12 protein-coding genes are annotated in these 12,883 nt (G+C 69.6%); 3 read left to right on the forward strand and 9 right to left on the reverse strand.

Going from position 1 to position 12,883, the window contains the following annotated elements; all coding sequences use genetic code 11:
• Positions 1–182 precede the first annotated feature (182 nt).
• The 8 genes from AC5W7N_RS19815 to AC5W7N_RS19850 form a co-directional block, all read right to left on the reverse strand.
• Positions 183–845 (reverse strand): histidine phosphatase family protein, encoded by a 663-nt coding sequence (locus AC5W7N_RS19815; protein WP_163814105.1) that lies wholly within the window; start codon positions 843–845, stop codon positions 183–185.
• Positions 842–1,246, reverse strand: coding sequence for a ribosome silencing factor (rsfS, locus tag AC5W7N_RS19820; protein WP_036534670.1), 405 nt, complete (start codon positions 1,244–1,246; stop codon positions 842–844). The genes AC5W7N_RS19815 and rsfS overlap by 4 nt, the downstream gene beginning before the upstream one ends.
• 28 nt (positions 1,247–1,274) lie before the next feature.
• Positions 1,275–1,877 carry a nicotinate-nucleotide adenylyltransferase gene (nadD, locus tag AC5W7N_RS19825; RefSeq protein WP_036534668.1) on the reverse strand — a complete coding sequence of 201 codons (603 nt, stop codon included), beginning with the start codon at positions 1,875–1,877 and terminating at the stop codon, positions 1,275–1,277.
• Between the two features lie 90 nt (positions 1,878–1,967).
• A complete protein-coding gene (locus AC5W7N_RS19830) occupies positions 1,968–4,667 on the reverse strand; it encodes a hypothetical protein (protein WP_495921963.1) in 2,700 nt (899 codons plus the stop codon).
• Between the two features lies 1 nt (position 4,668).
• Positions 4,669–6,507: an HSP90 family protein gene (locus tag AC5W7N_RS19835; protein ID WP_495921964.1), complete on the reverse strand. Its 1,839-nt coding sequence runs from the start codon at positions 6,505–6,507 to the stop codon at positions 4,669–4,671.
• Between the two features lie 51 nt (positions 6,508–6,558).
• Positions 6,559–7,983 (reverse strand): vWA domain-containing protein, encoded by a 1,425-nt coding sequence (locus tag AC5W7N_RS19840; RefSeq protein ID WP_280210922.1) that lies wholly within the window; start codon positions 7,981–7,983, stop codon positions 6,559–6,561.
• 4 nt (positions 7,984–7,987) lie between these two features.
• Positions 7,988–8,884: an AAA family ATPase gene (locus tag AC5W7N_RS19845; protein WP_175585906.1), complete on the reverse strand. Its 897-nt coding sequence runs from the start codon at positions 8,882–8,884 to the stop codon at positions 7,988–7,990.
• A gap of 60 nt (positions 8,885–8,944) precedes the next feature.
• Positions 8,945–10,210, reverse strand: a complete 1,266-nt coding sequence (locus AC5W7N_RS19850; protein WP_495921965.1) for a glutamate-5-semialdehyde dehydrogenase — start codon at positions 10,208–10,210, stop codon at positions 8,945–8,947.
• Positions 10,211–10,379: 169 nt separating this feature from the next.
• On the opposite strand from AC5W7N_RS19850, the gene AC5W7N_RS19855 reads away from it, so the two are divergent.
• The gene (locus AC5W7N_RS19855; RefSeq protein ID WP_495921966.1) at positions 10,380–11,018 is read left to right on the forward strand and encodes a pentapeptide repeat-containing protein; all 639 of its coding nucleotides are present in this window, start codon (positions 10,380–10,382) and stop codon (positions 11,016–11,018) included.
• A 1-nt stretch (position 11,019) separates the two neighbouring features.
• Here the strand turns inward: AC5W7N_RS19855 and AC5W7N_RS19860 are convergent, their stop codons facing one another.
• Positions 11,020–11,385 (reverse strand): winged helix-turn-helix transcriptional regulator, encoded by a 366-nt coding sequence (locus tag AC5W7N_RS19860; RefSeq protein WP_194989886.1) that lies wholly within the window; start codon positions 11,383–11,385, stop codon positions 11,020–11,022.
• A 96-nt stretch (positions 11,386–11,481) separates the two neighbouring features.
• Here AC5W7N_RS19860 and AC5W7N_RS19865 point away from each other — a divergent pair, with 96 nt between their 5' ends.
• Positions 11,482–11,970, forward strand: coding sequence for an NADPH-dependent F420 reductase (locus AC5W7N_RS19865; protein WP_495921967.1), 489 nt, complete (start codon positions 11,482–11,484; stop codon positions 11,968–11,970).
• Entirely contained in the window at positions 11,967–12,842 is an 876-nt protein-coding gene (locus AC5W7N_RS19870; protein ID WP_194989888.1) for a ribokinase, read from the forward strand. Before AC5W7N_RS19865 ends, AC5W7N_RS19870 begins: the two co-directional genes overlap by 4 nt.
• Positions 12,843–12,883: the final 41 nt, after the last annotated feature.

Raw genomic sequence — 12,883 nt, forward strand, 5'->3', positions numbered from 1 at the left:
CCGGAGGTTCGGTGGGCGGTTCGGGCACGACGTCATCGGTCGCGCCGGGCCGGTCGCCGGCCGGAACGGTTTCCGGCGTGCGCGGGGTCGGTGGCGGGCCGAACAGGGCATCAGGGAGGGCGCGTTCCGGTCGGGCGGACACCTTCCGGAACAGTTCGTCCGGCACCTGCCGGAGGGGCTCTTCAGAGGACATCGGGTGCTACCTTCGCCGCTGCGTTCCACACATCGAGGCGCCAGCCGGGCTGGTCGATGCTCGGGCCGTGGCTGCTCAACTGCACCCAGCTGGTGTTGGCCAAACCACCGAGGGCGGGCCAGCTGCGAGGTGGCAGGTCGAGCAGCGCGGCCGTGAGGGCGGCGATCAGCCCGCCGTGCGCCACCAGGATGATAGTCCCGCCGGGCCAATCCTGCCGTTCGGCGAACAGTTCCTGTACCACCGGCAGCGCTCGCGCGCCGACCTCGAGCTTGCTCTCGCCGTTGGGCGGGGTGAAACCGGCGTCCAGCCGCCACGCCACCCTGGCCCCTGGGTATCCCGCGTCGACCTCGATATGGGTGAGGCCTTCCCAGTCACCGAGGTTGGTTTCGCGCAGTCGCGGGTCGCGAACCACTTCGATCCCGGTGTGGTCGGCCAGTGCGACCGCGGTCTCGTAGGCCCGTTTGAGGTCGGAGGAGATGATGGCGATCGCGTTGTGGGTCACCAGCTCTCGGGCGGCCTCTTTGGCCTGGCGGCGGCCGAGTTCGGTGAGATCGGTGTCGATCTGGCCCTGCATGCGGTCGATGGCATTCCATTCGGTCTGCCCGTGGCGCAACAGGATCAGCTTGCGCACATGGCTGTACTTCGAGGTCACTCGCCGTCCTCGGAAGTCGCCGCTTCGGTGGCGGCCGGGCCGGCGAGGCCGTCGACCGGTACTACCGGGCAGTCCTTCCACAAGCGTTCCAGCGCATAGAAGTTGCGCTCGTCGTTGTGCTGGATGTGCACCACCACGTCGACGTAGTCCAGCAACGCCCACCGGCCCTCGCGAGTGCCCTCGCGACGGACCGGCTTGTGCCCGGCGGCGCGCAGTTTCTCCTCGACATTGTCGACGATCGCGTTGACCTGACGTTCGTTCGGCGCGGACGCGATCACGAAGCAGTCGGTGATCACCAACTGCTCGGATACGTCGAGCACGACCACATCGGAAGCCAGCTTCTCATCGGCTGCCCGTGCGGCGACCTGCGCCATCTCCACCGCTTCGACAGAGGCCGTCATGCCCGCACCTCGCTGCGCTCGCTCACGCTCAGCTACCTTCCGCTCCTGCCGGCACATACAGGTGCCGCTTCGATATGTACTGCACGACACCGTCGGGCACGAGGTACCAGACCGGCCGGTTCTCGGCGGCACGGCGACGGCATTCGCTCGACGAGATCGCCAACGCCGGGATCTCGATCATGGTCACCGCATCGGCCGGAAGATCACGCAGGTGCTCCTCCAGATGATCGGTGTGCAGTTCGTAACCCGGACGGCTCACCCCGACGAACCTCGCCAGTTCGAACAGTTCCGCCCAATCCTGCCACGTGAGGATATTGGCCAGCGCGTCCGCTCCGGTGATGAAGTACAGCTCCGCGTCCGGATGCTGGGCACGCAGGTCGCGCAGGGTGTCGACGGTGTAGGTGACCCCGCCGCGGTCGATGTCGGCCCGGCTGACCGAAAAGCGCGGGTTGGACGCCGTCGCGATGACGGTCATCAGGTAGCGATCCTCGGCCGGGCTGACCTGCTTGCCTGCCTTCTGCCACGGCTGCCCGGTGGGCACGAAGACGACTTCGTCGAGGTCGAAGCGGTTGGCGACCTCGCTGGCGGCGACCAGGTGGCCGTGGTGGATGGGATCGAACGTTCCGCCCATCACCCCGAGCTTGCGTCGAGGCCGGCCTGTCGTGTGCATGAGTGCCGAGCTTAACGGGTGGGTGCCGCCGCACCGTGGGCGTGATGGCGACTATCGGTCGTCGCCATCCTCACCGTCGATCTCCGCGCGCATCCGCGCCCGCTGCTCGCGGGTGATCGCCAGCTCCGCAGCCAGTGCAGCGGCGGGCTCGGGTGCCGGATCTCGAGCGAGCGCGGCGCTCAGTTCCGCGATCAGGCCGTCGATGGTGGCCAGCCAAGCCGGTGACGCGGAGTCGGCGTCGGCGTCCCAGGTCTGCATCCAGGCGACGCGGCGCAGGCATTCGCCGCGCGCGCCGATCCGGCCCAGATCGCCCCACAGCTGTGCGGCCCGCAGAAAGGCGGCCAGCGCCTCGGCGCTGCGACCCGCGCGCGACAGGGCCTCGGCTGCCGCCTCGGCGAGTTCGGCACGAAGCCGGTCGTGGCCGGGTAGCTGCTCGATCAGTCGCGCCGCCGATGCGAACTGGCGTGCGGCCTCGGCCGGTTTGCCGAGCGCCGACAGCGAGGCCCCGTACTGCGCCCCGATCACCGCGAGTTCCGAGGCCGGGTACCCGAGGTCCGGATCGCCGACGACCTGCTCGAACAGCGCGGCGGCCGGGCCGTGCTGGCCTGCGCGATGGAAGGCGCGTGCCGCGACACAGCTGTGGTGGGCGGCGTCGGCCTCCGACAACCCCGACCAGCGGGCGGAGGCGTACAGGGCCGCGTCGGCCAGATCGGCCTCCCGGCCCGGCTGCCCGGCAAGGGCCGAGACGAGCAGCGAGTTCAGCCGTGCGAGGTCCTCGCGGGGCAGCACACCGGAGGCGAGCGCCAAGGCGCGTCGGAGCTGGGTCTCGGCCGCGGCCGGGTCGGTGTGCAGGCGCGCGGTGGCCGCTTCGATCAGCCGGGCGGTCTCGGCCGCTCGGTCGACGGCCGCATCGTCGGCCGGTTCGGCACTTGCCGATACCGTCGTCCGGGACAGGTCGGCCGTGCCCCCAACGGCCGTGCCGGTACCCGGCGGCACCGCGGCAGCCCCGCCCACGGCGACAGTCGAACCTGCGGCGGTACCCTCCGAGCCCACCGCGGCCGCCGAGCCGGCAACGGAAGCACCCGTGCCAGCGGCAGCCCCCGAGTCGACAACGGCAGCTATCGAGCCAGCGGCGGCATCCTCCGAGCCCACCGCGACCGCCGAGCCGGCAACGGAAGCACCCGTGCCAGCGGCAGCCCCCGACTCGACAACGACAGCCCCCGCACCCGCGGCAGCACCCTCCGAGCCCACCGCGACCGCCGGGCCAGCAACGGAAGCACCCGTGCCAGCGGCAGCCCCCGACTCGACAACGACAGCCCCCGCACCCACGGCAGCACCCTCCGAGCCCACCGCGACCGCCGGGCCAGCAACGGAAGCACCCGTGCCAGCGGCAGCCCCCGACTCGACAACGACAGCCCCCGCACCCACGGCGGCACCCTCCGAGCCCACCGCGACCGCCGGGCCAGCAACGGAAGCCCCTGTGCCAGCGGCGGCCTCTGAGTCGGCGGCAGCTCCGGAGTCGGCGGTAAGTTCCGAGCCCGCAACGGCAGGTCCCGGGCCGGAAGCTCCCGAGCCGGTCACGGTGGATACCGAGGCAGCGACGGTGGATACCGCGGGCGCCGCTCTCTGGCCGACAGCGGTGGACGGCACGTGCCCAGTGAGTGAGCGTGAACGTAGTCCCAACGGCAGCAGTTCGGCCAGCGGCTGCCTGGTCAGCCGCTCATCCACCCGCTTGCGGTACTCGCCGGTGCCGTTTCTGGCGTCGTAGCGGCGCACGATCTCGTCGATTTCGTTCTCCAGGCCGGCCAGCACCGACGATGCCGGCGCATCGCCCACCGGCAGATCCGCCATACCCAGCGCGACCAGCCGCCGCAACAGCACGCTCACACCGGTGATGAACGACAGCCGGCTGCCGATATCGGCCGCCTGTTCGGTGATCCAGCCGCTGTGTTCGGCCAGGATCTCCAGCCCACGGGCCTCATTTCCGGTCAGCGCACAGAACTCGATGTGCTCGCCCACCGACGCGCGCAGCTCGATATTGTGCCGGACCAGCGGATATCCGGTCAGGTGGGCGCTGCGGGCCGCGGCGGTGCGGCCGGTCCGCAGCATCGGCACCAGCGCCTTGGCCAGCGTCCGGTGCGGTTCCTCAGCGCAGCTGCGTTCCCCGTCGATCACCGGACGCCACTGTTCCAGCGCCGCCTCGTCGTCGCCCGCGGCCGCGCTGATCACACCCCAGCCGTTGCGTTCGCAGGCGTCGCAGTCGGCCATCTGATCGCGCTGCGCGGCCAGTGCGGAGTCGCGTAGCGCGATCGCAGTGTCGTGGTCACCGATCGCGCTGGCCAGGTCGGCGCGCAGGCTCAGCACGGGACGGGCGCTGTAAGCGCGCTGACGGTAGCGGTTGTCCATCTCGTCGAGCCAGCGATGAACCGTCGGCAGCGGCACGGCCGGATTGCCGATCAGATCCCACGTCATCCACTTCAGCTGCCAGTGCACCGAGTAGCTCAGATGCCCGAGCTCGGCCGAATGCGCGTCGTAGATGCTCAGCAGGCGGCCGTACGCCATCGGTGAGAGGTCGCGTTCGCCCGCGTACATGTAGGAGCGAGCCAGTTCGAGCAGCACGCTGCCCTCGAGCGCGCGGTCGGTGCCGGAGCGGGCGGCGGCGGCAAGTGTTTCCAGGCGCTGGGTGCGGGAACGGCCGTGTGGCAGGGATCGGCAGCGGCGCAGTTCGCCGTCGATATCGAGGTGTTCCATCTCAGTTCTCCCCCTGGTCGCCGCCGGCGGCACGTTCGGTCGCCCAGCTCAGGAACTCCCCGAACGCACGATTGAGCAGGGCGGTATCGGCGGGCCGCAGGGGCCGGTGGGTCATCAGCAGCGCCTGCCCGTACAGCGATTCCACGGCCGTCTTCAGGAAGGCCGGATCAGCGATGCGGGCCAGTCTGCGGATCACCGGGCTGTGGAAGTTGAGCACCAGTTGTGCCCGTGGCGTGGCGGATTCGAGCGCGCCGAGAATGTCGGACCACAGACCGTCGGACTCGGCGACGGTGTCGGCCCTGACGCGCTCGTTGCGGGCGCCGCGGCTGTCGAGGTAGAGCGCGGGCACCGACACCGGATGAAAGGCACGCAGCAGCACATCGCAGGACAACGGATCGAGCGTGCTGCGCGCGATCGCCAGCACCGGCGCCAAGGCCAGCTCCTCGGCCGCGTCCACCGGGTCGAGGGCGGCGGTCAGGGCGGCGCCGTCGAGTTCGGCCACCTCGACGCCTGGCATGATCTGCGGCAGCAGCGCGACCAGTTCGGCGTCATAGGTGTAGCCACCGTTGACGATGCCGATTCCCTGCGCCGACGCCGTCTGGGCGACCTGACGGAACTCCTCCACCGTCGCACTGACCCGGACCACTGGATGCTTGCGGACGAACTCGGTCAGCGGGATGCGGCCTTCGGTGGTCTCGAACAGCAGATGCGGCACCATGATCCGCAGCAACTCGGTCGAATGCCTGGCCATCGCCGCCTTCACCCCGAGCGCATGCACCGACAGGAAGGCGGCCAGCCGATCGGGCTGCTCGGCGGCGATCTCGGTCAGCCATTCCCGCACCCGGTCACCGAGCGCCTCACGGATGATGGCCAGCCGTTCGTCTTCGTACAGTCCCTCGCGCGAGGCAGTGGGCCGCAGCGTATCGGTGTCGATGACGCAGCGGACGAAGAACGCCCAATCGGGCAGCACACCGCGCACGGCATCGCCGAGCAACATGCCCTTCAGATACACGCGGTGAGCACTGGATTCGGCCGGATTGCCCGGTTGCGACAGCACGTACGCGACACCGCTGACGCCGGCCGGTTCCGCGTTGAGGTCGATCACGTCCAGCGGCGCGAAGCCGAGCACTCGTTCGCCGTAATCGAACAGCGCGGCACGACGCAACGCGGGCGAGTCGAACCGGCGCCGCCAGACCGGCGGCGGATCGGTCACCCGCACCACGCCGCCTTCGGACTCGACAGTGACCTCGTACGGCAGCAGCGAACCGTAATCGGTGACCAGTTCCAGCACGCGTTCGGCGGTGAACCAGGTCTGCGCACCCGGCCGCGGGGTCAGCTCGACCGTGGTACCGGGGTCGGGGAACTCCCCCGGCTCCAGCACGCGCAGCGAGTAGGTGCCGTCGGCCTCGGCGATCCATTCCACCGGTGGCGCGTCCGGGTCGACGGCCGACCTGGTCCGCACGCGAAGGGATTCGGCGACGGTGAAGCAGGCCAGCAGGCCGATGCCGAATTGGCCGAGGAATTCGCGCCGGGCCCCTTCGATGTCGTCCCGTTTGGAGGAGCGGCCGATGGTGGCGAGGAAGCGGTGCACGTCGGCCTCGGTGAGCCCGATGCCGGGGTCGGTGATGCGCAGCCCGTGACCGTCCAGGTGTAGCCGGATGGTGGTCGGGGCGGTGGGGTCGAGGGCCGTGCGGGCGGTGACGGCGTCGACGGCGTTCTGCAACAGCTCCCGGAGGTAGACCCGCGGACTCGAGTACAGGTGGTGCGACAGCAGATCCACGATGCCGCGCAGATCGACCTGGAACTGAAAATTGTTGTCCACCGGAGCTGTGTTGACCATTCGCGCATTGTCGCGGCAGCACCATAAGGTTCGCTTAACAAGCGCTGATCGTCACACCGGCAGCAGTCGCGACACCACCGCGGTCAACTGCGCCGCCGACCGGCACTCGTGCATCTCGATCACCTGCTGGTACTTGTCGGCGGCCGAATCCCCCGACCCCCATTGGGTTCTCGGTTCCGGGTTGAGCCAGTGCGCGTGCTTGGCCACCTGCACCAGCTCACGCAATGTTTCCAGATCGGGGTCGCGATAGTTGGTGCGCGCATCGCCGAGGATCAACAGCGAACTGCGGCTGGTGACGGCGTCGGGCCACTTCGCGGCGAATCCGGACAGCGCGCTGCCGTAATCGGAATGCCCGTCGAACCCGGCCACCTCGGCCTCGGTGAACACCCGCTTCATCGCCTCGTCCAATTGGGTTCGCGCGTCGAAGAACCGGGTCACCTCATCGGTCTGGTCGACGAACGCGAAGATCCGCACCCGTGAGAACTGCTCACGCAGGGCACTGACCAGTAGCAGGGTGAAGTTGCTGAATCCGGCGACCGAGCCCGACACATCACACAGCAGTACCAGTTCCGGCCTGCCCGGCCGCGGTTTGCGGCTGACCAGATCGATCGGCACCCCGCCGGTGGACATGGATTTGCGCAGCGTGCGCCGCAGATCGATCTCACCGCGCCGGGAATGCCTGCGCCGCACCGCGAGCCGGGAGGCCAGAATCCGGGCCAGCCGCTGGCTGCTGCGGCGCAACTCGGCCAGCTCCGATTCCGAGGCACGCAGGAAATCGACTTCCTCGGCCTGCCGGGAGACACCGTAACTTGCCACCCGTTCGCGCCCGATCCGCTCGGCGACGCGCCTGCGGGTTTCGGCATCGACGGTGGCACGGAAGGCATCGATCCGCTGACGGGCGGCGCGGCGCGCGACCTCCGACTCGAAGGCGCTCGCATTCGGACTGGCCAGTCCGGCCAGGATCTTGGCAAGCAAGGTCTGCGGCTGCACCTCTTTGAGTGCCTGATATGTCGAAAACGATGGTCCGCGCGCGGACTGATACTGCCCCAGCTCTTCGACCATCTGCCCCGCCAGCGACTCCAGCTGGGCGGCCGAGCCCTCGTCGGTCAACAGTTCGGCGAGCAGTTCACGCAGCGCGTCGATATCGACGTCGCCCGCAGGCGTGCGCGGAATCTCCACATCATCGACCGAATCGGTGCGGGCGCCGATGGCGACCGGGAACCACAGATCGAACAGGCCGTCATAGGTGGCGCGGTGGGTGGTGCGCCGCAACAATGCGCAAGCCAGACCTTCGCGCACCGCTTCCCGGTCCAGCAGGTCGAGCACGGTCAGCACCCGGCCCGCGTCCACCGTCTCCGACGGACCGACCGGAACGCCACGCGCCCGCAACGCCTCCACGAAATCGACGAGATGACCCGCGAACCCGTGTGGCGCACGGAAATCCGGCGCTTGCGCGGGGACCGAACGCGCGGACATCGGCTCAGGCCAGTTTCAGCTCGGCCAGCGCCCGCTCGTGGTCGCTGCGATGCTTGAGCACCACGCCGAGGGTGGCGCGCACGGTCGTGTCGTCCAGATCCTGCATGCCGAGGGCCAGCAGGGTGCGCCCCCAGTCGATGGATTCGGCCACCGACGGCAACTTCTTCAACGGCATCCCGCGCAGCACGTGCACGATCCGCACCAGCTGCGCCGCGACCGCCTCCGGCAGGTCCGGGACCCGGCTGGCCAGAATGCGACGTTCCAGCTCGGCATCGGGGAAATCCAGATGCAGATACAGGCAGCGGCGCTTGAGCGCCTCCGACAGTTCCCTGGTGGCATTCGAGGTGAGCACCACGAACGGCTTGTGCTGTGCGGTGATGGTGCCCAGTTCCGGCACCGTCACCGCGAAATCACTGAGCACCTCGAGCAGCAGGCCCTCGATCTCGACGTCGGCCTTGTCGGTCTCGTCGATGAGCAGCACCGTGGGTTCGGTGCGCCGGATCGCGGTCAGCAGCGGCCGCGCCAGCAGGAACTCCTCGGTGAAGACGTCGGCCTTGGTCTCTTCCCAGTCGTTCTCGCTGGAGGCCTGGATGCGCAGGATCTGCTTGGCGTGGTTCCACTCGTAGAGGGCGCGGGCCTCGTCGACGCCCTCGTAGCACTGCAACCGCACCAGCTCGGCGCCCGCGGTCTGCGCGACCGCACGCGAGAGCTCGGTCTTGCCGACACCGGCCGGGCCCTCGATCAGCAGCGGCTTACCCAGCCGATCGGCCAGGAACACCGAGGTGGCGGTGGCCTTATCGGCCAGATAACCGGTCTCGGCGAGCCGATCGATCACCTCGTCCACCGACGCGAAGATCGGCTCCTGAACCGCGACCTGATCCGAATTCGAGCGATCCACCACGCGTCCCTTCCCTGCGACTTACCAGCCCCACGCTACGGGACGGCGGAACCGCGCTCCGGCTCAGACCGGGCGCACCTGCCCCTCGCCCCACACGATCCACTTGGTGGAGGTGAGTTCCGGCAGCGCCATCGGGCCGCGGGCGTGCAGCTTCTGGGTGGAGATACCGATCTCGGCACCGAAGCCGAACTGCTCGCCGTCGGTGAAGGCGGTGGAGGCGTTCACCATCACCGCCGCGGCGTCGACCCGGCTGGTGAATTCGCGAGCGGCGGCCAGCTCCGAGGTGACGATGGCCTCGGTGTGGCCGGTGCCCCAGGTGTTGATGTGCTCGACCGCGGCGTCCAGGCCGTCGACCACCTTCATCGCGATGTCGAGGGTCAGGTACTCCTCGCCCCAGTCGGCCTCGGTGGCCGGGACCTGGCCGGGTAGATCGCCGTGAATGGTGACGCCGCTGTCTTCGAGCGCCTTGGTGAGCCGCGGTACGGCCGTCTCGGCGATGGCGGCGTCGATGAGCACCGTCTCGGCGGCATTGCAGACACTCGGCCTGCGGGTCTTGGCGTTGATCAGGATCTGTTCGGCCATCTCCAGATCGGCGCCCGCGTGCACGTAGACGTGGCAGTTGCCGGTGCCGGTCTCGATGGTGGGCACCTGCGCGTCGCGCACGACCGCGTTGATCAGGCCGGCGCCGCCACGCGGGATGACGACGTCGACCAGACCGCGGGCCTGGATCAGATGGGTGACGCTGGAACGGTCCTCGCTGGGCAGCAGCTGCACGGCGTCGGCCGGAATATCCTGCGCGACAAGCGCTTCCCGCAGCACCTCGACCAGCGCGGCGTTGGACCGCGCCGCCGACGACGAGCCGCGCAGCAACGCCGCGTTGCCGGACTTCAAGGCCAGGCCGAAGGCATCGACGGTGACATTAGGCCGGGCCTCGTACACCATCCCGACCACGCCGAGCGGCACCCGCACCTGGCGGATCTCGAGCCCGTTGGGCAAGGTCGAACCGCGCTCCACCACACCCACCGGATCCGGCAGGCCCGCCACCTGACGCAGCCCCGAGGCGATGCCGTCGATGCGGGCCTTCGTCAGCCGCAGCCGGTCGAGCAACGATTCCTCGGTGCCCGCGGCCTGCGCGGCGGCGATGTCCTCGGCATTGGCGGCCAGCACCCGGTCGGCGGCGGCGAGCAGCGCATCGGCGGCGGCGTGCAGCGCCTCGTTCTTCTGGGCGGTGGTCAACTGGGCGAGCGCACGCGCGGCGACCCGTGCCTTACGCGCGGCGTCGTGCACGGCCTCGCGGGTATCGAGCTCGGCTGTCGTTCCTACCGTCATGGGTTACAGACTACGCACCCGCTATGACACCGAATCATCGCGTTGCGCGCCGCGGACGCACTGGTCACGGCGGGCTGTCGGTGCTGTCGCGTAGCTTGCCGGAGACGGCTCGTCCTCGATACAGAGCGGAGCAACGGTGGCAGCCTCTCGTCACAGCAATGTCCCAGTGGTGCCGAGTACACCCCGGTCGCGGCCACGCCGCCCGGCCGAGTCACCGCGCGACGATTTCGACGACGACACCACGATCGACGAGGTCGAATACTCCGGTGCCGACCTCACCCGCGCCGAAACCCACGCCCTCGGCCTGGAGGGCTGCCGGTTCGACAACTGCCGGTTCGGCGGAGTCATGCGCGGTGTCACGATCTACGAGTCCGAACTGTCGGTCTGCGATCTGGCCAACCTGCTGGCCGACGAATGCTCGATGGCCGAATGCGCGATCAGCACCAGCAGGCTCACCGGCATGTCGTGGGCCGCGGGCAGCTGGCGCGACGTCCTGCTCGAAGGCACCCGCGCCGATCTCACCTCGTTCCGCTACTCCAAGCTGCGCACCGTCGTCTTCCGCGACTGCGATCTACGCCAAGCCGATTTCGAGGGCGTCGAATTCCGCAACGTCGTCTTCGAACACTGCAACCTCACCGGCGCCCGCTTCACCGGCACCGCACCCCGCCACAATCTGCGCTTCACCGACTGCACCCTCGCCGACATCGACGGGGTAGCCGGCCTGCGCGGCGCCACCGTCGACGGCGGCGACCTGCTCGGCCTCGCCGCCAGCCTGGCGCGCGACGCCGGGATCATCGTGCAGTGGTGAATCAACCGGTGATCGGATCGGCGCGTTCACTCGACTCCAGCAGCGCGTCTCCGTGCTCGGTGATCCACTCGGCCAGCGCCACCAACGGGCCCTCGACCAGGCTCGAACCCAGGGCCGTCAGGCCATAGTCCACTCGTGGCGGCGCCTCTCGAAACGTCCGCCGCCGCACCAGACCGGTTCCGGTCAGCCGATGCAGGGACTCGGTGAGGACCTCGTCGCTGATCCCGCCGATCGCCAACCGCAACTCCCGGCGTCGGCGCGGGCCCGCACGCAGCGCGGCCAGCACCAGTGGATCCCAGCCATGGGTGAACAGCTCGGTCGCCGCCCGGAGCCTGCAATCCACGATCCGGTCGAACTGCTGCGTCATCGCCCCAGTATGACCGGCCGATTCGCACCGATCGGTGCGCGCCGGAATGCCTACTCTCGCGCCGGTCGGCCATCGGATCGAACAGAGGAGAACACGATGCGGATCACCATCTTGGGAACGGGCCTACTGGCGGAATCCCTGGGCGCGGTGTGGGCAAGGGCGGGTCACGACCTGGTGATCGGTGGCCGTTCTATGGACAAGGCGCGGGCCTTGGCGGCGCGCATCGGTAACGGTACGCGTGCGGCCGTTCCGCGTGCGGCAGTCGAGGGGCGGGAGGCCCTGCTGCTCGCGGTGAGCTGGCACGGTGTCACCGACATCTTGCGCGAGGCAGGGGCCGAGAAGGGCTCACTGTGCGGCGCAACGCTGATCGACCCGACGAATGCCGTCGACCACGGCATCGGGATACTGCTCACCGGCGCTGGCGAATCTCAGGCGGAGCGGATCGCCGCGCTGGCCCCCGGCGCCCATGTGGTGAAGGCGTTCCACCTGTTTCCCGCGCAGCAGTGGACCGATGCGGTCGCCGGGCCGGTGACGGTGGCGATGTGCGGCGACGGCAGCCGGCCTGCCGCTACCGTGCCGGTATGACCGACGGACGTGAGCCCGTGATCGCGGTGCTCGGCAGCATCAATATGGATCTGGTCACCACGACCGAGCGACGGCCGGAGCCGGGCGAGACGGTGCTCGGCACCGGGTTCACGATGGTGCCGGGCGGAAAGGGCGCGAATCAGGCGGTCGCGGCGGGGCGGGCCGGTGGGCGGGTGGAGTTCATCGGCGCGGTCGGTGACGATGTGTTCGCCGACGGGCTGCGCGCGGTGCTGCGGGAATCCGGCGTCGGGACCGCGCGGTTGCGGACCGTCGACGGGCCGAGCGGTATCGCTGCCATCGTCGTGGACGCCAGCGGGGAGAACAGCATCATCGTGGTGGGTGGGGCCAATGCCACGGTGACCGAACTGGCCGGCGAGGATCTGGACGTCATCGCCGCCGCGGATATCCTGCTGTGCCAGTTGGAGATTCCGGTGCCGACCGTGGCCGCCGCGGCCGCGCACGCGCAGGCGAACGGAACCGTGGTGGTGCTCAACCCGTCGCCGGCCCGGCAGCTTCCACCGGAACTGTGGGCCGCCGTCGACGTCGCGGTGGTCAACTCCGGCGAATTCACCGACCTCGGATCGGCCCTCGAACCGGTCCCGCACCTGGTGGTGACGCTGGGCGCGGACGGAGCCCGCTACCGCGGCCCCGACGGCACCGAACTCGCCGTGCCCGGCTCGGTGGTCGACGTCGTCGACACCACCGCCGCCGGCGACACCTTCACCGGCGCCCTCGCCGTCGCATGGCAGCGCGGACCGGCCGAGGCCCTGCGCTTCGCCTGCACGGCGGGCGCCCTCGCCACCACCAGGCTGGGCGCCAGCGCCTCGATACCCGGCCGCGCCGAGATCGACGCCGCCCTCGGTGACGGCTGAGCCGAACGCCGTCTGGGCACGTCAAGCGGGCGACCGCTGAG

The sequence above is a fragment of the Nocardia sp. CDC519 genome, from assembly GCF_059509835.1.

Excerpts from the sequence above, each read along its gene's own strand:
- rsfS (WP_036534670.1), bottom strand. The coding sequence starts at position 1,246 with ATGACGGCCTCTGTCGAAGCGGTGGAGATGGCGCAGGTCGCCGCACGG.
- nadD (WP_036534668.1), bottom strand. The coding sequence starts at position 1,877 with ATGGGCGGAACGTTCGATCCCATCCACCACGGCCACCTGGTCGCCGCC.
- AC5W7N_RS19830 (WP_495921963.1), bottom strand. The coding sequence starts at position 4,667 with ATGGAACACCTCGATATCGACGGCGAACTGCGCCGCTGCCGATCCCTG.
- AC5W7N_RS19835 (WP_495921964.1), bottom strand. The coding sequence starts at position 6,507 with ATGGTCAACACAGCTCCGGTGGACAACAATTTTCAGTTCCAGGTCGAT.
- AC5W7N_RS19840 (WP_280210922.1), bottom strand. The coding sequence starts at position 7,983 with ATGTCCGCGCGTTCGGTCCCCGCGCAAGCGCCGGATTTCCGTGCGCCA.
- AC5W7N_RS19850 (WP_495921965.1), bottom strand. The coding sequence starts at position 10,210 with ATGACGGTAGGAACGACAGCCGAGCTCGATACCCGCGAGGCCGTGCAC.
- AC5W7N_RS19860 (WP_194989886.1), bottom strand. The coding sequence starts at position 11,385 with ATGACGCAGCAGTTCGACCGGATCGTGGATTGCAGGCTCCGGGCGGCG.
- AC5W7N_RS19865 (WP_495921967.1), top strand. The coding sequence starts at position 11,482 with ATGCGGATCACCATCTTGGGAACGGGCCTACTGGCGGAATCCCTGGGC.
- AC5W7N_RS19870 (WP_194989888.1), top strand. The coding sequence starts at position 11,967 with ATGACCGACGGACGTGAGCCCGTGATCGCGGTGCTCGGCAGCATCAAT.